Origin of the sequence: Pseudomonas sp. Lz4W, assembly GCF_000346225.2 — a bacterium.
GTDB classification, from domain to species: Bacteria; Pseudomonadota; Gammaproteobacteria; order Pseudomonadales; family Pseudomonadaceae; genus Aquipseudomonas; species Aquipseudomonas paraversuta.
On record NZ_CP017432.1, the window covers coordinates 1,301,091 to 1,318,829 of the forward strand.

Annotated in this window: 19 protein-coding genes; 17 read left to right on the top strand and 2 right to left on the bottom strand. The window is 58.4% G+C overall.

Annotated features, from left to right (window positions below; genetic code table 11):
- Positions 1-2: 2 nt before the first annotated feature.
- Genes B195_RS06265 through B195_RS06285 form a run of 5 tightly spaced genes read left to right on the top strand, consistent with a single transcriptional unit; the run spans position 3 to position 3,066 of the window.
- Positions 3-188, top strand: a complete 186-nt coding sequence (locus B195_RS06265; RefSeq protein ID WP_003442540.1) for a Trm112 family protein — start codon at positions 3-5, stop codon at positions 186-188.
- Positions 185-949, top strand: a complete 765-nt coding sequence (gene kdsB / locus B195_RS06270; RefSeq protein ID WP_003442538.1) for a 3-deoxy-manno-octulosonate cytidylyltransferase — start codon at positions 185-187, stop codon at positions 947-949. The genes B195_RS06265 and kdsB overlap by 4 nt, the downstream gene beginning before the upstream one ends.
- Positions 949-1,413, top strand: a complete 465-nt coding sequence (locus tag B195_RS06275; RefSeq protein ID WP_003442536.1) for a low molecular weight protein-tyrosine-phosphatase — start codon at positions 949-951, stop codon at positions 1,411-1,413. The genes kdsB and B195_RS06275 overlap by 1 nt, the downstream gene beginning before the upstream one ends.
- Positions 1,410-2,429, top strand: a complete 1,020-nt coding sequence (murB, locus tag B195_RS06280) for a UDP-N-acetylmuramate dehydrogenase (RefSeq protein ID WP_003442534.1) — start codon at positions 1,410-1,412, stop codon at positions 2,427-2,429. The genes B195_RS06275 and murB overlap by 4 nt, the downstream gene beginning before the upstream one ends.
- A gap of 25 nt (positions 2,430-2,454) precedes the next feature.
- Positions 2,455-3,066 carry a hypothetical protein gene (locus B195_RS06285; protein WP_029612302.1) on the top strand — a complete coding sequence of 204 codons (612 nt, stop codon included), beginning with the start codon at positions 2,455-2,457 and terminating at the stop codon, positions 3,064-3,066.
- Between the two features lie 121 nt (positions 3,067-3,187).
- Here B195_RS06285 and rne read toward each other — a convergent pair whose 3' ends face one another.
- A complete protein-coding gene (gene rne / locus B195_RS06290; RefSeq protein ID WP_003442530.1) occupies positions 3,188-6,406 on the bottom strand; it encodes a ribonuclease E in 3,219 nt (1,072 codons plus the stop codon).
- Positions 6,407-7,113: 707 nt separating this feature from the next.
- Here rne and rluC point away from each other — a divergent pair.
- The 3 genes from rluC to B195_RS06310 are packed head-to-tail and all read left to right on the top strand — an operon-like array spanning position 7,114 to position 9,732.
- The gene (gene rluC / locus B195_RS06300; protein ID WP_003442528.1) at positions 7,114-8,073 is read left to right on the top strand and encodes a 23S rRNA pseudouridine(955/2504/2580) synthase RluC; all 960 of its coding nucleotides are present in this window, start codon (positions 7,114-7,116) and stop codon (positions 8,071-8,073) included.
- Positions 8,063-8,725, top strand: coding sequence for an HAD-IA family hydrolase (locus B195_RS06305; RefSeq protein WP_003442527.1), 663 nt, complete (start codon positions 8,063-8,065; stop codon positions 8,723-8,725). The genes rluC and B195_RS06305 overlap by 11 nt, the downstream gene beginning before the upstream one ends.
- 20 nt (positions 8,726-8,745) lie before the next feature.
- Positions 8,746-9,732 (top strand): S49 family peptidase, encoded by a 987-nt coding sequence (locus tag B195_RS06310; RefSeq protein ID WP_003442525.1) that lies wholly within the window; start codon positions 8,746-8,748, stop codon positions 9,730-9,732.
- 49 nt (positions 9,733-9,781) lie between these two features.
- Here B195_RS06310 and B195_RS06315 read toward each other — a convergent pair whose 3' ends face one another.
- Positions 9,782-10,360 carry a nucleoside triphosphate pyrophosphatase gene (locus B195_RS06315; RefSeq protein WP_003442523.1) on the bottom strand — a complete coding sequence of 193 codons (579 nt, stop codon included), beginning with the start codon at positions 10,358-10,360 and terminating at the stop codon, positions 9,782-9,784.
- A 105-nt stretch (positions 10,361-10,465) separates the two neighbouring features.
- Here B195_RS06315 and B195_RS06320 point away from each other — a divergent pair, with 105 nt between their 5' ends.
- The 9 genes from B195_RS06320 to mltG all read left to right on the top strand — a co-directional run bounded on the left by B195_RS06320 (position 10,466) and on the right by mltG (position 17,720).
- The gene (locus B195_RS06320; RefSeq protein ID WP_003442521.1) at positions 10,466-10,993 is read left to right on the top strand and encodes a YceD family protein; all 528 of its coding nucleotides are present in this window, start codon (positions 10,466-10,468) and stop codon (positions 10,991-10,993) included.
- Between the two features lie 13 nt (positions 10,994-11,006).
- Positions 11,007-11,189 carry a 50S ribosomal protein L32 gene (gene rpmF, locus B195_RS06325; RefSeq protein WP_003442519.1) on the top strand — a complete coding sequence of 61 codons (183 nt, stop codon included), beginning with the start codon at positions 11,007-11,009 and terminating at the stop codon, positions 11,187-11,189.
- Positions 11,190-11,193: 4 nt separating this feature from the next.
- Entirely contained in the window at positions 11,194-12,204 is a 1,011-nt protein-coding gene (plsX, locus tag B195_RS06330; protein ID WP_037001539.1) for a phosphate acyltransferase PlsX, read from the top strand.
- Between the two features lie 126 nt (positions 12,205-12,330).
- A complete protein-coding gene (gene fabD / locus B195_RS06335) occupies positions 12,331-13,269 on the top strand; it encodes an ACP S-malonyltransferase (RefSeq protein ID WP_083912789.1) in 939 nt (312 codons plus the stop codon).
- Positions 13,270-13,285: 16 nt separating this feature from the next.
- Entirely contained in the window at positions 13,286-14,029 is a 744-nt protein-coding gene (gene fabG, locus B195_RS06340; protein WP_003442513.1) for a 3-oxoacyl-ACP reductase FabG, read from the top strand.
- Between the two features lie 191 nt (positions 14,030-14,220).
- Positions 14,221-14,457 carry an acyl carrier protein gene (gene acpP, locus B195_RS06345; protein ID WP_003442511.1) on the top strand — a complete coding sequence of 79 codons (237 nt, stop codon included), beginning with the start codon at positions 14,221-14,223 and terminating at the stop codon, positions 14,455-14,457.
- A 111-nt stretch (positions 14,458-14,568) separates the two neighbouring features.
- Positions 14,569-15,813, top strand: a complete 1,245-nt coding sequence (gene fabF / locus B195_RS06350) for a beta-ketoacyl-ACP synthase II (protein ID WP_010655791.1) — start codon at positions 14,569-14,571, stop codon at positions 15,811-15,813.
- Positions 15,813-16,631, top strand: a complete 819-nt coding sequence (pabC, locus tag B195_RS06355; protein WP_003442484.1) for an aminodeoxychorismate lyase — start codon at positions 15,813-15,815, stop codon at positions 16,629-16,631. Before fabF ends, pabC begins: the two co-directional genes overlap by 1 nt.
- A gap of 3 nt (positions 16,632-16,634) precedes the next feature.
- Positions 16,635-17,720 (top strand): endolytic transglycosylase MltG, encoded by a 1,086-nt coding sequence (gene mltG, locus B195_RS06360; RefSeq protein ID WP_003442481.1) that lies wholly within the window; start codon positions 16,635-16,637, stop codon positions 17,718-17,720.
- Positions 17,721-17,739: the final 19 nt, after the last annotated feature.

Here is a 17,739-nt window from a genome sequence, read left to right on the forward strand (position 1 = left end):
TTATGGACACCAAGCTGCTCGATATCCTCGCGTGCCCAGTTTGCAAAGGCCCGCTCAAGCTCAGCGCCGATAAAACCGAGCTGATCAGCAAGGGTGCAGGCCTGGCTTACCCGATCCGCGACGGGATTCCGGTGATGCTTGAAACCGAAGCCCGCACCCTCAGCACTGATGAGCGTCTGGATAAATGATTCCGGTTTTTACCGTCGTAATTCCCTCGCGCTTCGCGTCGACCCGTTTGCCCGGCAAACCGCTGCTGACGATTGCCGGCAAGCCGATGGTTCAACACGTCTGGGAACAGGCCTGTAAAAGCAGTGCGCAGCGGGTGGTAGTGGCCACTGACGATGCGCGCATTGTCGAGGCTTGCAAGGGGTTTGGTGCCGAAGTATTGCTGACCCGTGCCGATCACGAGTCCGGTACCGATCGCCTGGCCGAAGTGGCCACCCAGCTGGGGCTGGCCAGCGATGCCATAGTGGTCAATGTGCAGGGCGACGAGCCGCTGATTCCACCGCAACTGATTGATCAGGTCGCGATCAACCTGGCGGCCCACAGCGAAGCAAGCATGGCGACGCTGGCCGAGCCGATCACAGACGTCGAGACCCTGTTCAACCCGAATGTGGTCAAGGTGGTCAGTGATATCAACGGGCTGGCGCTGACATTCAGCCGGGCTACCTTGCCCTGGGCCCGTGATGATTTCGCTTCGCACCCGGAGCAGTTGCCTGCCGGCGTGCCCTATCGTCGCCATATCGGGATCTACGCCTATCGCGCCGGTTTCCTGCATGACTTCGTCAGCTGGGGCCCTTGCTGGCTCGAAAACACCGAGCGTCTGGAGCAGCTGCGGGCACTTTGGCATGGTGTACGAATCCATGTGGCCGACGTGCTCGAGTCGCCTGCGGCCGGTGTCGATACCATTGAAGACCTCGAGCGCGTTCGGCGTTTGCTGGAGGCTTGATGCGCGTCCTGTTCGTTTGTCTGGGTAATATCTGTCGCTCTCCTACGGCCGAAGGCGTACTGCGCCACAAGTTGCAGGTAGCGGGTCTGGCCGGGCGTGTTGAAGTGGCTTCTGCAGGAACGGGCAACTGGCACGTAGGCGGGGCACCGGACAAGCGTACCCAGCGCGCAGCCATGCGGCGGGGTTACGATTTGTCGGCGCAGCGTGCGCAACAGGTGGTCGCGGCCGACTTCAATCACTATGACCTGATTCTGGCCATGGACCTGAGCAACCTGCGCGACCTTAAAGCCTTGCAGCCTGCCAACGGCAAGGCCGGGCTTGACCTGTTCCTGCGTCGTTTCGATGGCGTTAAAGACGAGGTGCCCGACCCTTATTACGACGGTGAGGCAGGCTTTGAAGAGGTGCTGGATCTGGTTGAGTCTGCATGCGATTTGCTGGTGATTGAACTGAAGGGGCGTTTATGAGTTTGCTGTTGCAGGTTGATGAGTCGCTCAAGCCGTTCAATAGCTTTGGTGTGGATGTGCGCGCGAGCCTGTATGCCGAGGCCTGTAGCGATGACGACGTGCGCGAGGCATTGCAGTGCTCGGCGCAGCGCAATTTGCCTTTGCTGGTGATCGGCGGCGGTAGCAACTTGCTGCTGACCAGGGATGTCCCTGCGCTGGTGCTGCGCATGGCTAGCCGTGGCATTCGCCAGGTTGAAGACGATGGTCGGGAAGTGGTGGTCGAGGCCGAAGCGGGCGAGGTGTGGCATGCCTTTGTGTTGTGGACCCTGGAGCAAGGCCTGTCGGGGTTGGAAAACCTCAGTTTGATTCCTGGAACCGTGGGTGCCGCGCCGGTACAGAACATCGGCGCTTACGGCGTTGAGATCAAGGACGTTTTTGCGGGGCTGACCGCACTTGACCGGCAAACCGGCGAGCTGCGCGATTTCACCCTGGCGGACTGCGACTTTGGCTACCGTGACAGCGTGTTCAAACAACAGCCGGGGCGCTGGGTGATTCTGCGGGTCCGGTTTACCCTGAGCCGTGCCGCAAGGCTGCATCTGGAGTACGGACCTGTACGCCAGCGCCTGAGTGAGCAGGGTATCGAACAGCCGACGGCGACCGACGTGAGCCGTGCCATCAGCAGTATCCGCAGTGAGAAGCTGCCGGACCCGGCGGTACTGGGTAACGCAGGCAGCTTCTTTAAAAATCCGCTGGTGTCAGCTGCGCTGGCCGCTGAGCTGAAACTGGCGCATCCCGGCATTATCGGTTACCCACAAGCTGATGGCCGAGTGAAGCTGGCCGCCGGCTGGTTGATCGAAGCCGCGGGGTGGAAAGGCTTTCGTGAGGCTGACGCCGGAGTGCATCGTTTGCAGTCGCTGGTATTGGTCAACTACGGCTCGGCCAGCGGCTTGCAGTTGCTGGCCCTGGCCCGACGCATTCAGGAAGATATCGAGCGGCGCTTTGCGGTGCAGCTGGAGATGGAACCGAACCTGTATTAACGGCTTCTCCCGATCTGGATAATAAATGAAGCAAATACCGGCATGGGCGTTAGCGCTGACCCTGGTGACATTAACCGGGTGTACGACAGCTCCGCCCAAAGACCAGGGCAATCTATGCAGTATCTATCGTCAGTATCCTGCCTGGTACAAGGACTCGGTCGCGATGCAGAGCCGCTGGGGAACGCCTCCCCATGTGGCGATGGCGATCATGAAACAGGAAAGCAGTTTTGTCGCTGATGCGCTTCCTCCCCGCGCTTATCTGTTGTGGGTAATCCCGTGGGGCAGGGTCAGCCCGTCATACGGCTACGCGCAAGCTCAACCGCCGGCCTGGAAGGATTTCGAGCGAAGCATGGGCAGTGGCGGTTCTCGCGATAACTTTGCCGATGCCATCATGTTTATCGGATGGTATGCCGCAGGTACCCAGCAGCAGTTGGGGATTTCCAAATGGGATACCTACAACCAGTATCTGGCGTATCACGAGGGCAGGGGAGGTTACAGTCGCAATACATACCGTGCCAAACCCTGGCTGATGCAGGTGGCCCGTAAAGTTGAGCAGCAGTCGAAAACCTATGGTGCGCAGCTTAACCAGTGCCGCGGCGAGCTGGAGCGTAACAGGCGTTCGTTCTGGTTCTTCTAGCTCCCCCGCAATTCATTGTAGGAGCGAGCTTGCTCGCTCCTACAGTTGATGAGGTAGACAACGGAAATAAAAAAAGCCCCGCCAGTTCAGAACTGGCGGGGCTTTTTAGTGGCCTGCAGGTTTAGACGAGTGGTTTAGACTCGTGTTCCTTGCCTTCGGCTACGGTTTCGCCAGCAGCTGCCTGAGCGGCAGCAGCGGCGGCTGCTTCACGCTTGCGGCGACGTACTTCGCGCGGGTCGTTAGGAGCGCGACCGTTGCTTGGTGCGGTGCTGGCAACCGGAGCTGCAACCACTACTTCAGTCACTTCAGTCGCGACAACAACTTCTGCCGGAGCAGGTTGTTCAACTACAGCTGTCTCGATCACGGCGGCTTCAGCCACTACGACTTCGACAGCCACAGGTTCAGCCACAGGAGCCGGAGCTGCCTCGACAATAGCCGGCTCGGCAATCGGCTCGCGTACAAAACGGGCTTCCTTGACGTGCTCTGGCGCTTTTTCGATAGCTGGTGCCTCAACAACCGGTGCTTCCACGCTTGGCGCTTCTACTGCCGGTGCTTCGACTACCGCTTCAACCACTGGCTCTGGCGCAGCTACAACAGGCGCTTCGACTGCCGGGGCAGGCTCGGCAACTACCTGAGCTTCAGGCTGTGCTTGCGGTGCTGCAGGCACTTCAACTTCTGGTGCCTTGACTGCTTCGACCGGGGTGACCGCTTCAACAGCTGGCGCTTCAACTACGGGGGCTTCAACCACAGGGGCTTCTACAACCGGTGTTGGCACAATGGCTACTTCAGTTGTTTGAACCTTTTCAGCAACCACGGTTTCTGCCGGAGCCGATTCCTGGACGGTCTGGGTCGCACGCTCGGCCTGTTGATTGGCCTGGGCTTCAGCAGGAGCGCTGATGACCGAGCTGGCAACGGCTTCAGTGACGGCCAGACCGGCAGCCAGTTCAGTGGTGGAAGGAGCGTTTTCGGCAGTGCCTTCTTCGCTGTTTTCTTCCGAGCCTTCAATCACGTTGCCATTGGCATCGCGTTGACGCTCACGACGGTTGCTGCGACGACGCTGGCCACGGGAGCGGCGGCGTGGACGATCGCCTTCGGCGTTGTCCTGCGACTCGTCCTGGGATTGCTCTTCGTTCGACAGAGCTTCTTCGTCTTCTGCGGCTACTGGCTGTACTTCGCGTGGTGCACGTTCTTCGCGGGGAGCACGCGGCTGGCGTTCTTCCCGTGGAGGGCGCGGTGCGCGCTCTTCTTCGACGACGACGGCTGCAACGGCTGCGGCAGGAACGGCATCCAGAGGCTCGCGCAATTCGCGAACGCGCTCTTCACGGGCTTCGCCGCGCGGTTTGCGTTCTTCACGAGGTGCGCGTGGAGCACGTTCTTCACGAGGTGGACGCGGTGCGCGTTCTTCACGGGCAACAGCAGCTACCGGAGTTTCTTCGCGCGGCTCGCGGACTTCGCGTGGTGCGCGTTCTTCTCGCGGTGCACGCTCTTCGCGTGGCTTGCGCTCTTCATCGCGACGGCCATTGCGATTGCGGCTTTGCTGGCGACCATTGCGGCGCTCTTCATTGCGCGCAGGACGCTCTGTCGTTGCCGGCTTCTCAACCACGGTCGGAGCAGCAGGCTCTTCCTTGGAGGCGAACAGGCTTACCAGCGATTTGACCAGGCCTTTGAACAGGCTTGGCTCGGCGATGGTAGCGGCAGGTGCAGCAGCAGGAGCCGGTGCAGCAGCTTCGGTCGGAACCGGTGCCGAGGTGCGCGGCGGTGCTGTTTTGACTGCAGCTTCCTGGCGAACCAGAGTGCGAGTGGCGGCAGCCGGCTGAACTTCTTCCACTTCCGCAGCAGCGGCAGCGATTTCGTAGCTGGACTGGTTGGTGTGGGCTTCCGGGCTGTCATCACGCAGGCGCTGAACTTCGAAGTGCGGCGTCTCGAGGTGATCGTTCGGCAGAATGATGATGCGTGCACGGGTCCGCAGTTCGATTTTGGTAATCGAGTTGCGCTTCTCGTTGAGCAGGAATGCAGCAACCGGGATTGGCACCTGGGCGCGCACTTCGGCAGTGCGGTCTTTCAGGGCTTCTTCTTCGATCAGGCGCAGAATGGCCAGCGACAGCGATTCAACGTCACGGATGATGCCGGTGCCATTGCAGCGTGGGCAAACGATGCCGCTGCTTTCGCCCAGGGATGGACGCAGGCGCTGACGGGACATTTCCAGCAAGCCAAAGCGCGAGATACGGCCCACTTGTACGCGGGCACGGTCTGCTTCCAGGCACTCGCGGACTTTTTCTTCCACGGCGCGCTGGTTTTTGGCAGGGGTCATGTCGATGAAGTCGATGACGATCAGGCCGCCGATGTCGCGCAGGCGCAACTGACGGGCGATTTCTTCAGCCGCTTCAAGGTTGGTTTGCAGTGCGGTTTCTTCGATATCGCTGCCTTTGGTGGCGCGCGCCGAGTTGATGTCGATGGACACCAGGGCTTCGGTCGGGTCGATAACGATGGAGCCGCCGGAAGGCAGTTCAACGACACGCTGGAAGGCGGTCTCGATCTGGCTTTCGATCTGGAAACGATTGAACAGCGGAACGCTGTCTTCGTAGAGTTTGATTTTGCTGGCGTACTGCGGCATCACCTGGCGGATGAAGGTCAGGGCTTCGTCCTGTGCTTCAACGCTGTCGATCAGTACTTCGCCGATGTCCTGGCGCAAGTAGTCGCGGATGGCGCGGATGATCACGTTGCTTTCCTGATAGATCAGGAATGGCGCGGAGCGGTCCAGGGAGGCTTCTTTAATGGCGGTCCAGAGTTGCAGCAGGTAATCGAGGTCCCACTGCATTTCTTCGCTGCTGCGGCCCAGGCCTGCAGTGCGCACGATCAGACCCATGTCGGCCGGAGCGATCAGGCCGTTCAGGGCTTCGCGCAGCTCGTTGCGTTCTTCACCTTCGATGCGACGGGAGATACCGCCGGCACGCGGGTTATTAGGCATCAGAACCAGATAACGGCCGGCGAGGCTGATGAAGGTGGTCAGGGCTGCGCCCTTGTTGCCACGCTCTTCTTTCTCGACCTGCACGATAACTTCCTGGCCTTCGCTCAGGACGTCCTTGATGTTGACGCGGCCTTCAGGAGCTTTCTTGAAGTACTCGCGGGAGATTTCCTTAAGTGGCAGGAAGCCGTGGCGCTCAGAGCCAAAATCGACAAAGGCAGCCTCAAGGCTTGGTTCGATGCGAGTAATACGGCCTTTATAGATATTGGCTTTCTTCTGCTCGCGCGCGCCTGACTCGATGTCCAGGTCGTAGAGGCGTTGGCCATCTACCAGTGCAACACGCAACTCTTCAGGTTGAGTTGCGTTAATCAGCATTCTTTTCATGTTGTACCGTCGGTTTCCGGGCTACCGGAAACGGCGTTCGGCACACACGACTTCTCATGGTCGGTGTCAGGTGCGTCAGGAGCAGTTGGCCACTCCTGTGTCCAGCGAGGTTCGACCAATGGGGGCGAAGTCGCGACTTACGCTTCCTGCTTGCTGTGGTGACTTAAGCACTCAGTCAGGAGGAGGAATCAACCAGCGGCTGTGGACGAGATGAAGCGTCTTGATAAAGCCTATTGCTACACAGTCCGGCGGTTGTGCATCTCCACCCTACACGTATCCCTGATAATTCGGGTGCTGCCGCGCGCAGAATCCGCAGCGGGTTGGCATTTACCGTGTTCTCCAAAAGGGGAGTTCACGCATCATGGCTAATAAAGGCGATGTTTCCGAAGCATTCGCTTGATATGCCCGAAGCTGACTGCACTTTGTGAACTGGCCGTGAATATCGGCGTAAAAGGCGAGTTTGCACTCTGCTTTCCAGGCTCGCTTCAGGCCTCATGTCACCTGCGCTTGTTACAACTCCAGGTGTTCCGTATCCAGCAAAAGCCCCGTAGGACGGCCTCGCGTCCTGATTAAGAGCGTTGGGCAGGGCCGGTTATTCACCGTTAATCCGCTGTCCAGGCCGCTTTTGGCGGCGTTCGCGACTATAGCAGCAATGATTAAGTGCTTCAATTCCATAAAAAATTGTTATCATTCGCGGCATGACGACCACTACCCCCCCGACCCCCAGCGTCCAGCTGCTTGAGGTCTCGCCGGAATATGCCGGCCAACGCATCGACAACTTTTTACTTGCACGGCTCAAGGGTGTTCCCAAGACCTTGATTTACCGCATTTTGCGTAAAGGCGAAGTGCGTGTGAACAAGGGGCGGATCAAGCCCGAGTACAAGCTGCAGGCGGGCGATATCGTGCGCGTGCCGCCGGTTCGCGTGCCGGAACGCGATGAGCCGGTGCCGGTGGCTCAAGGTTTGTTGCAGCGACTCGAAGCCGCCATTGTCTACGAAGACAAGGCGCTGATAGTGCTGAACAAACCGGCCGGTATCGCTGTTCATGGCGGTAGCGGTCTGACTTTTGGCGTAATTGAAGCCTTTCGTCAGATGCGCCCCGATGCCAAGGAACTGGAGCTGGTGCATCGCCTGGACCGGGACACTTCCGGCCTGTTGATGATTGCCAAAAAGCGCAGCATGTTGCGTCACTTGCATGCCGCATTGCGCGGTGATGGTGTCGACAAGCGCTACATGGCGTTGGTGCGCGGTAACTGGGCGGCGTCCATCAAGCAGGTGCGAGCACCGCTGATGAAGAGCAACCTGCGTTCCGGCGAACGTATGGTTGAAGTCAACGAAGAGGGCAAGGAGTCGGTCACCGTGTTCAAGGTGCTGCGTCGCTTCGGTGATTTTGCAACCATGATCGAGGCCAAGCCGATTACCGGTCGTACCCACCAGATTCGAGTGCACACATTGCATGCCGGTCACTGTATTGCCGGTGACACCAAGTATGGCGATGAAGGGTTTTCTAAAGAAATTCGCGATCTGGGTGGCAAGCGGCTGTTCTTGCACGCTTACATGCTGACGGTGCCTCTGCCTGAGGGTGGCGAGTTGAAGCTGCAGGCTCCGGTTGACGAAATGTGGGCCAAGACCGTGGAGCGCCTGCTGAGTGCGCCATGAGTACAAGCTGCTGATCTTCGACTGGGACGGTACGCTGGCCGACTCCATCGGTCGGATTGTCGCCGCGATGAAGGTCGCGGCACATCGCGCAGGCCGTCCTGAGCGTGATGAAGAGGCGATCAAGGGAATTATCGGCCTTGGTTTGCCTGAGGCCATCCTGTCGCTTTATCCCGATATGTCGGACGCCCAGGTGATTGCCTTTCGCCAGCACTATGCGGATGTCTACATGGCTATGGATACCGAGCCGTCACCGTTGTTTGCGGGGGTGGCTGAGTCGCTCGAGGCCTTTCGTGCCGAGGGTTACCGTTTGGCCGTAGCGACGGGCAAGGCGCGCCGGGGGCTTGACCGGGTGCTCAGGGCTCATGGCTGGGAAGATTTTTTCGATATCACCCGCGCTGCCGATGAGACCGCCAGCAAGCCTGATCCATTGATGCTGAATCAAATCCTGGCCCATTGCGACATGCAGCCCGGACAGGCCTTGATGGTGGGGGATGCGTCGTTTGATTTGCTGATGGCCCGCAACGCCGGTATTGATTCAGTTGCAGTGAGCTATGGTGCTCAGTCAATGGAGCGCTTGCTTGCATTTGAGCCGCGGTTGGCGATCGACAGTTTTCCCGAATTGCGTACCTGGCTCAATTGTCAGGTTAATTAAAGTCTTTGCTGGGGTAGAGCATGGTTGATCAATGGAAGGCGCCTTCAGAGTCTGAGCCGGCTGCCGGCGATGACAAAAGCTGGAAGCTGCTGGAAAAAACCCTGTTGGCAGGTATTCAGGAGCAGCGTCGGGCGCGTCGCTGGGGCATTTTTTTCAAGGTGCTGACCTTTTGTTATCTGATTACGGTGCTGATCCTGTTTTCTCCGTTGGTGGATATGGAACGCAGTGCCACCAGCAGCGGGTATACCGCTTTGATCGATGTGCGCGGCGTGATTGCGGACAAAGAGGCTGCCAGTGCTGACAATATTGTCACCAGCCTGCAGGCTGCGTTCGCCGATCCCAAGGTCAAGGGTGTGGTGTTGCGTATCAACAGTCCGGGCGGCAGTCCGGTGCAGTCGGGCTATGTCTACGATGAGATTCGCCGTCTGCGCGGCTTGCACCCTGATATCAAGGTGTATGCGGTGATTTCCGATCTGGGTGCCTCGGGTGCCTATTACATTGCCAGTGCGGCAGATGAAATTTACGCCGATAAAGCCAGCCTGGTGGGCTCGATCGGGGTGACGGCTGCGGGCTTTGGTTTTGTCGGTGCAATGGACAAGCTGGGCATTCAGCGCCGCGCTTACACCTCTGGCGAACACAAAGCCTTTCTTGATCCGTTCGAGCCTGAAAAACCGGACGAGACCAAGTTCTGGCAGGGCGTGTTGAATGTCACCCATGAGCAGTTCATTGCCAGCGTCAAGCAGGGGCGTGGTGATCGCCTTAAAGACAAGGATCATCCCGAGCTGTTTTCGGGGCTGGTCTGGACCGGGCAGCAGGCATTGCCTCTCGGCTTGATCGACGGGTTGGGTAATGCCAGTTCGGTTGCCCGTGATGTGATCGGTGAAAAAGAACTGATCGACTTCACTGTGCAAGAGTCGGCGTTTGACCGCTTCTCGAAAAAGCTGGGCGCCAGTGTGGCTGAACAGTTGGCGATGTGGATGGGGTTCCAGGGGCCGACCCTGCGCTGATCCATGGATGATTTAAAAAAACCGGCCTTTTCAGGCCGGTTTTTTTGTTTTACGGAATCGCCACGCCTTGCGCGAGCAGCATGTCGACCAGGCGGATAAGTGGCAGGCCGACCAGGCTGGTGGCGTCATCGCCTTCGGTGCGCCTGAACAGGCTCACACCCAGACCTTCCGCTTTGAAGCTGCCTGCGCAGTCATAGGGTTCTTCGGCAAGCAGGTAGCGTTCGACCTGTTCCGGGGTGAGGGTGCGCATGTGCACGGTGAAGGGCACGCAGTCGGTCTGATAGTGGCCTGTCTGGCTGTTGAGCAGGGTCAGTCCGGTGAGGAAGGTTACGCTGGCGCCGCTGGCGTCCAGAAGTTGCTGGCGGGCCTTGTCAAACGTGTGGGGTTTGCCGATGATTCGTCCGTTGAGCGCTGCAACCTGATCGGAGCCGATAATCAAGTGGTCGGGGTGACGGGTGGCAAGTGCTTCGGCTTTTTGCCGGGACAGGCGTTTCACCAGTTCAATGGCTGATTCGCCGGGGCGGTGGCTTTCGTCTATATCGGGGGAGCTGCAGCTGAAAGGCAGGCGCAGGCGAGCCAGCAGATCACGGCGATAAGCCGAGCTTGAAGCGAGTAATAAAGGCAGCATGCGCGTCTCCTGTGGGCGGTCAGGGATTCTAACGATCGTACAGGATGTCGCACAGGCACAATTTCCTTTGACAGGTGAAGGGGTCGTCCCTAGAATGCTGCGCCTATGTTGAATGACCCGATTCCACCTCACGTTGACCCGCGCAAATTAGCTGATCGTGGCACTACCCTCCAAGGTGAAGTGTTGCTGGCTGATTTGGAGAGGCTCTGCGACCCGCTTTCCGATACTCTCGGAACGGTCCAGGCGAAATTTGTTTTTGAACGAGATGAACGTAGGTCTGTGGTCATCCACAGCTCTATCGACGCCGAAGTCAAAATGGTTTGCCAGCGTTGTCTTGAGCTGGTCACCCTGCCGATCCACAGCGAGTGCAGTTATGCTGTGGTGAAAGAGGGTGCGAACACCCAGTCGTTACCGCAAGGTTATGACGTGCTGGAGCTGGGCGAGGATCCTTTGGATCTGCTGGCACTGATCGAGGAAGAGCTTCTGCTCGCCTTGCCCATTGTGCCTGCTCATCATCCGGAAGAATGCCAGCAGCCGGCGGGTCTCGATGAGCCCGATCCAGGCGAGGACGAGGTAACGCGGTCCAACCCGTTCAGTGTATTGGCGCAGTTAAAGCGTGACCCAAACGTTTAGGAGTTAATTAATTATGGCTGTTCAGCAGAACAAAAAATCCCGCTCTGCCCGTGACATGCGTCGTTCGCACGATGCTCTTTCGGCTAGCACTCTGTCTGTAGAAAAAACCACCGGTGAAATTCACCTGCGTCACCACGTATCGCCAGAAGGCGTATACCGTGGTCGTAAAGTGATCGACAAGGGCGCTGACGAGTAATCACTTGTCCGTTCAGGTCATCGCGATCGACGCAATGGGCGGGGACTTCGGTCCCCGCAGCATTGTTCAGGCCAGTATTGCTTGCCTGTCTGCTACTCCCTCGTTACACCTGACCCTCGTCGGTCAACCCTCCGAACTTGAAAATCTGATTGCCAGCTATCCGGCTGTGGATCGCACGCGCCTGACTATTACCCCTGCTTCAGAAGTGATCGCCATGAATGAGCGGCCTTCGCAAGCTTTGCGCAGCAAGCCGGACTCTTCTATGCGTGTGGCGCTGGAGTTGTTGCGTGACGGCAAGGTGCAGGCATGCGTGAGCTCAGGTAATACCGGGGCGCTGATGGCGCTGTCGCGGCATGTGCTTAAAACCTTGCCGGGGATTGATCGTCCGGCAATGGTGGCAGCGGTGCCGACCCAAGCCGGCTACTGTCAGTTGCTGGATCTGGGGGCCAATGTTGATTGCACTGCCGGGCAGTTGTTTCAGTTTGCCGTGATGGGTTCGGTGGCGGCGCAGGCGCTGGGTATTCTGCGTCCGCGGGTCGCCTTGCTCAATATAGGCACCGAGGACGTCAAGGGTAATCAGCAGGTCAAGGAAGCGGCGGTATTGTTGCAGTCGGCGCCTGGCCTCAATTACATCGGCTTTATTGAGGGTGACGGGGTGTACCGGGGTGAGGCCGATGTGGTGGTGTGCGATGGATTTGTCGGCAATATCTTGCTCAAATCCAGCGAAGGTCTGGCGACGATGATTTCGAGCAGGATCCGGGCGGTATTCAAGCGTACGCTGTTCGGCCGGTTTGTCGGTGCGCTGGCGTTACCGTTAATGCGGCGTTTGCAGGCTGATCTGGCGCCCGCCCGGCATAATGGTGCGAGTTTTCTCGGTTTGCAGGGCATTGTTATCAAGAGTCACGGTTCGGCAGGTGCTCAGGGCTTTCAGAGTGCAATAGAGCGCGCACTGATTGAAATCCATGAAGACCTGCCAAAGCGTTTGTATGGACGCCTTGAAGGGTTGTTGCCGTAGGCGTTTTGCCGGCCGGGTACTGAAATGTGACCGCCCGGTCTAATCAGCCATCCAACTGTCAGTTTCTTGCGTCCGCCACGGCAGGACGTCAATTCTCCGACGACAAGATCATTAGGGGCTTGTTACATGTCTACATCCCTCGCATTCGTCTTTCCAGGGCAGGGTTCGCAGTCCCTCGGCATGTTGGCCGAGCTGGGCGCGGCTCATCCGCTGGTCATTGATACCTTCAAAGAAGCTTCTGATGCTCTGGGTTACGACCTGTGGGCCGTGACCCAGGAAGGGCCGGCAGAAAAACTCAATCAAACTGATGTTACCCAGCCAGCCATTCTGACTGCCTCGATTGCCCTTTGGCGTCTGTGGCTGGCCGAAGGCGGCAAGCGTCCGGATTATGTTGCCGGTCACAGCCTGGGTGAATACAGCGCCTTGGTGGCTGCCGGCTGTCTGAGCTTGGCGGATGCGGTCAGGCTGGTTGAGCGTCGCGGGCAACTGATGCAGGAAGCTGTTCCGGCCGGTCAGGGCGCCATGGCGGCGATTCTGGGGCTCGAAGACGCCGTTGTGCTGCAAGCCTGTGCTGAAGCTGCCCAGGGTGAAGTGGTCAGCGCGGTTAACTTCAACTCGCCGGGTCAGGTTGTAATTGCCGGTTCCAAGGCTGCCGTCGAGCGTGCCATGGAGCTGTGCAAGGCCGCCGGAGCCAAGCGTGCGCTGCCATTGCCGGTCAGCGTACCTTCGCATTGTGAGTTGATGCGTCCTGCCGCAGAGCGCTTCGCCGAGTCGATTCAAGCGATTGATTGGCAGGCGCCACAGATTCCTCTGGTGCAGAACGTCAGTGCGGCCATTGTGCAAGATCTGGAAACCCTCAAGCGCGATCTGCTCGAGCAGCTGTACAAGCCGGTGCGCTGGGTTGAATCGGTACAGGCGCTTGCAGCCAGCGGTCCGGTTGACTTGGTTGAGTGCGGTCCGGGCAAAGTCCTGGTAGGCATCAGCAAACGTTGCGCAGAAGGCGTAACCACTCACAACTTGAATACCCCAGATGCCTTCGCCGCTGCGCGTACGGCACTGACTTGAATTAGGAGAAGCCTGCATGAGCTTGCAAGGTAAAGTTGCACTGGTAACCGGCGCCAGCCGTGGTATTGGCCAGGCTATTGCCCTGGAATTGGGTCGCCAGGGCGCCGTTGTAATCGGCACTGCTACGTCGCAAGCCGGTGCCGAGCGCATTGCTGCCACCCTGAAAGAACACGGTGTTCAGGGTACCGGCATGGAACTTAATGTTACCAGCGATGAATCAGTTGCCGCGGTGCTGAACAGCATTCAGGAACGGTTCGGTGCGCCGGCGATCCTGGTCAATAATGCCGGCATCACCCGCGATAACCTGATGATGCGGATGAAAAATGACGAATGGCATGACGTCGTCGATACCAACTTGAACAGTCTGTTTCGCCTGTCCAAGGGTGTTTTGCGCGGCATGACCAAGGCCCGTTGGGGACGAATTATCAGTATTGGCTCTGTTGTGGGTGCCATGGGCAACGCAGGCCAAGTAAACTATGCCGCCGCCAAGGCTGGCCTGGAAGGTTTCAGCCGTGCGCTGGCACGTGAAGTGGGCTCGCGCTCGATCACTGTGAACTCGGTAGCACCAGGGTTTATCGATACCGATATGACCCGCGAGTTGCCGCAGGCACAGCGTGAAGCCTTGCTGACACAGATTCCGCTGGGCCGTTTGGGGCAGGCACAAGAGATCGCAAACGTGGTTTCTTTTCTGGCCTCTGACGGTGCAGCCTACGTGACCGGAGCTACAATCCCGGTCAACGGCGGGATGTACATGAGTTAAATGTGACGGATTGCTTCAAAAAAATGTCATACGAGCTGTCTAAAATCCGTTATAAAGCTGCAATCTATTTATAGGCAGAGGGCCGTTGAGGGATGAGTGCAAAGCTTTCAGTTGAAAAACTGAAAAGTCTTTCGATACACTTGCCCGCTAGCCAGCTGCCTGAATTTGTCCATTAGGAGTGAAAACAAGGTATGAGCACCATCGAAGAGCGCGTCAAGAAAATCGTAGCCGAGCAACTGGGCGTTAAAGAAGAAGAAGTAGTAAACACTGCTTCCTTCGTTGAAGACCTGGGTGCCGACTCCCTTGACACCGTTGAGCTTGTGATGGCTCTTGAAGAGGAATTCGAGACTGAAATTCCTGACGAAGAAGCTGAAAAGATCACGACCGTACAAGCTGCTATCGATTACGTGACTAACCACCAGGCTTAATTGCTTGTAATCGTTGCTCGCTGTTATGGAAAAACCGCACTGCCGCTCTGGCGTGCGGTTTTTTCTTTAGGTGTGATGCAAAGTGTCGTCAATAGAATAAAGGAGAGTGCTGTGTCGCGTAGACGCGTCGTAGTCACCGGTATGGGGATGTTGTCGCCGCTGGGTGCAGATGTACCAAGCTCCTGGCAAGGCATTCTGGCAGGCCGAAGTGGCATTGGTCTGATCGAACACACGGATCTTTCTGCCTATTCCACCCGTTTTGGCGGCTCGGTACAGGGTTTTAACGTTGAGGATTACCTCTCCGTCAAAGAGTCCCGAAAACTTGACCTGTTTATTCAATACGGATTGGCAGCCGGATTTCAAGCTGTGCGTAATTCCGGCCTTGAAGTCACAGATGCCAATCGTGAGCGCATCGGTGTAGCAATGGGCTCCGGTATTGGTGGTCTGACCAATATCGAAGAAACCAGCCGTACCCTGCATGAGCAAGGCCCGCGACGGATCTCTCCGTTTTTCGTGCCTGGCTCGATCATCAATATGATTTCCGGCTTTCTGTCTATCCACCTGGGTACGCAGGGTCCGAACTACGCCATTGCCACAGCCTGTACCACGGGTACGCACTGCATCGGCATGGCGGCACGCAACATTGCTTACGGCGAAGCCGACGTAATGATTGCCGGCGGCGCCGAGATGGCCGCGTGCGGTCTGGGCATGGGCGGCTTTGGTGCCTCGCGTGCGTTGTCGACCCGTAACGACGACCCGACGCGTGCCAGCCGTCCCTGGGACAAAGGCCGTGACGGTTTTGTGCTTTCTGATGGTGCCGGTGCGCTGGTGCTTGAAGAGCTTGAGCATGCCAAGGCCCGTGGTGCGACCATCTATGCCGAACTGATAGGTTTTGGCATGAGCGGTGATGCTTATCACATGACCTCGCCTCCGGCTGACGGTGCGGGCGCTGCACGCTGCATCACCAACGCCCTGCGCGACGCCAGAATAAACGGCGATCAAGTGCAGTACATCAACGCCCATGGCACGTCGACGCCTGCGGGTGACCTGGCGGAAGTGTCGGCGATCAAGTCGGTGTTTGGCGAGCACGCCTACAACCTGGCGGTGAGTTCGACCAAATCCATGACCGGTCACTTGCTGGGTGCTGCAGGCGCGGTAGAGGCAATCTTCAGCGTGCTGGCGATCAACAGCCAGATAGCTCCGCCGACCATCAACCTCGATGAGCCGGATGAAGGCTGCGACCTCGACTTCGTGCCGCACAAGGCGCGGGAAATGCCGATCGATGTAGTGCTGTCCAACTCATTCGGTTTTGGCGGCACCAACGGCTCGTTGGTGTTCCGCCGGTTCACCGACTGATGCAAAGCTGGGTCGACGGCCAGCCAGCGAACGCCTTGGCGTCGCTTAAAGACCGTGGGCTGGCCTACGGTGATGGTCTGTTCGAGACCATTGCCGTCAAGGCCGGCAAACCGCAGCTGCTGGACCTGCACTTGCAGCGTCTGGCACTCGGTTGTACCCGACTGGCGATTGTTGCGGATCAGGCATTGATCCGCAGCGAATTGCTGGCGTATGCGCAGGCCATGGGGGAGGGCGTTCTCAAGCTCATCCTGACCCGTGGCGACAGTCTGCGCGGTTACAGCGCCAACCCCGAGGCGCAACCTCGAAGAATTCTTCAAGCCGGTCCGGCTGCTACTTACCCGCAGGCCCATGCCGAGAAGGGCATCCAGCTGTTTGACTGCGCCACCCGTCTGGCCGAGCAGCCGCTGTTGGCGGGGCTCAAGCACCTTAATCGCCTGGAGCAGGTGATCGCCCGTTCTGAATGGCAAGACCCGGCCTACGCCGAGGGCTTGATGCGCGACACCTCGGGCCGGATCATCGAAGGCGTGTTCAGCAATCTGTTTCTGGTCCGCGACGGTGCCTTGCTCACCCCCGACCTGCAGCGTTGCGGTGTGGCCGGCGTGATGCGCGCAGCGCTACTGGCCGAGGCCGGACAGCTGGGCATCCCTTGTCATGTTTCTGACATCAGCCTGAAGCAATTGCAGCAGGCCGATGAACTCTTTCTCTGCAACAGCGTATATGGCATCTGGCCTGTTCGCGGGTTTGCAGAGCTGAGCTGGCCGGTGGGGCCGCTCACCCGTAAACTGCAAGGCATTGCTCGCACCCTATTGGATGTTTGATTCGTGAAACGTAAATTCTTGGTGCTGCTGGAGACAGGTCTGGTGCTGGCGGGATTGTTGCTGGGCGCTAGCGCCTGGAAGCTCAACTCGGCGCTGGAACAACCGCTTAACCTGACACAAGAGCAACTGCTCGACGTACCGGCTGGCGCCACGCCGACCGGCACCTTCAATCGGCTAGAGGCCGACGGCACGCTGGATGACGCTTTCTGGCTACGCCTGTACTGGCGTTTCAATCTCGAGGGCCAGCCCCTGCACAGCGGTGAGTACCGCATGACTCCCGGCATGAGCGCCCAGGACCTGATTGGCCTGTGGAAGCGTGGTGAAGTGGTGCAGTACAGCTTGACCCTGGTCGAAGGCTGGAACTTCCGGCAGGTACGCAGCGCCCTGGCAAAACACGAAAAAATCGAGCAGACCCTAGACGGTTTGAGCGACAGCGAAGTCATGGCCAAACTCGGTCATCCCGGAGAATTCCCGGAAGGCCGGTTCTTTCCGGACACCTATCGCTTCGTGCGGGGCATGACTGACGCTCAATTGCTCGAAAAATCCTACAACCGTCTGGAGAAAGTGCTGGCCGAAGAATGGGAGCAACGAGACTCGGACGTACCCTATGCCGACCCTTACCAGGCGCTGATCATGGCCTCTCTGGTAGAGAAAGAAACCGGTGTGCCCCAGGAACGCGGGCAGATTGCCGGGGTATTCGTGCGCCGCATGAAAATCGGTATGCCGCTGCAAACCGATCCCACCGTGATCTACGGGCTGGGCGAGCGCTACAACGGCAAGCTCACCCGTAGCCATCTGCGTGAACCCACGCCGTACAACACCTACACCATTGCGGGTTTACCGCCGACACCGATTGCCATGGTCGGGCGTGAAGCGATTCATGCCGCCTTGCACCCGGTCAGTGGCAGCAGCCTGTATTTTGTTGCCAAGGGCGATGGCAGCCACACCTTTTCCGATGATCTGGATGCGCACAACAATGCCGTGCGCGAGTTCCAGATCAAGCGTCGTGCCGACTACCGTTCAAGTCCGGCGCCGACCCCGGCAGCGGAGCCGGTGAGCCCTGCGGCCGAGCCGCAAAGCCCGCAATGACATTGATTAAGGATTGCTG

Excerpts from the sequence above, each read along its gene's own strand:
- fabG (WP_003442513.1), top strand. The coding sequence starts at position 13,286 with ATGAGCTTGCAAGGTAAAGTTGCACTGGTAACCGGCGCCAGCCGTGGT.
- B195_RS06285 (WP_029612302.1), top strand. The coding sequence starts at position 2,455 with ATGAAGCAAATACCGGCATGGGCGTTAGCGCTGACCCTGGTGACATTA.
- B195_RS06265 (WP_003442540.1), top strand. The coding sequence starts at position 3 with ATGGACACCAAGCTGCTCGATATCCTCGCGTGCCCAGTTTGCAAAGGC.
- fabD (WP_083912789.1), top strand. The coding sequence starts at position 12,331 with ATGTCTACATCCCTCGCATTCGTCTTTCCAGGGCAGGGTTCGCAGTCC.
- B195_RS06310 (WP_003442525.1), top strand. The coding sequence starts at position 8,746 with ATGGTTGATCAATGGAAGGCGCCTTCAGAGTCTGAGCCGGCTGCCGGC.
- rne (WP_003442530.1), bottom strand. The coding sequence starts at position 6,406 with ATGCTGATTAACGCAACTCAACCTGAAGAGTTGCGTGTTGCACTGGTA.
- rpmF (WP_003442519.1), top strand. The coding sequence starts at position 11,007 with ATGGCTGTTCAGCAGAACAAAAAATCCCGCTCTGCCCGTGACATGCGT.
- murB (WP_003442534.1), top strand. The coding sequence starts at position 1,410 with ATGAGTTTGCTGTTGCAGGTTGATGAGTCGCTCAAGCCGTTCAATAGC.
- B195_RS06275 (WP_003442536.1), top strand. The coding sequence starts at position 949 with ATGCGCGTCCTGTTCGTTTGTCTGGGTAATATCTGTCGCTCTCCTACG.
- B195_RS06320 (WP_003442521.1), top strand. The coding sequence starts at position 10,466 with ATGTTGAATGACCCGATTCCACCTCACGTTGACCCGCGCAAATTAGCT.
- kdsB (WP_003442538.1), top strand. The coding sequence starts at position 185 with ATGATTCCGGTTTTTACCGTCGTAATTCCCTCGCGCTTCGCGTCGACC.
- B195_RS06315 (WP_003442523.1), bottom strand. The coding sequence starts at position 10,360 with ATGCTGCCTTTATTACTCGCTTCAAGCTCGGCTTATCGCCGTGATCTG.
- acpP (WP_003442511.1), top strand. The coding sequence starts at position 14,221 with ATGAGCACCATCGAAGAGCGCGTCAAGAAAATCGTAGCCGAGCAACTG.
- pabC (WP_003442484.1), top strand. The coding sequence starts at position 15,813 with ATGCAAAGCTGGGTCGACGGCCAGCCAGCGAACGCCTTGGCGTCGCTT.
- rluC (WP_003442528.1), top strand. The coding sequence starts at position 7,114 with ATGACGACCACTACCCCCCCGACCCCCAGCGTCCAGCTGCTTGAGGTC.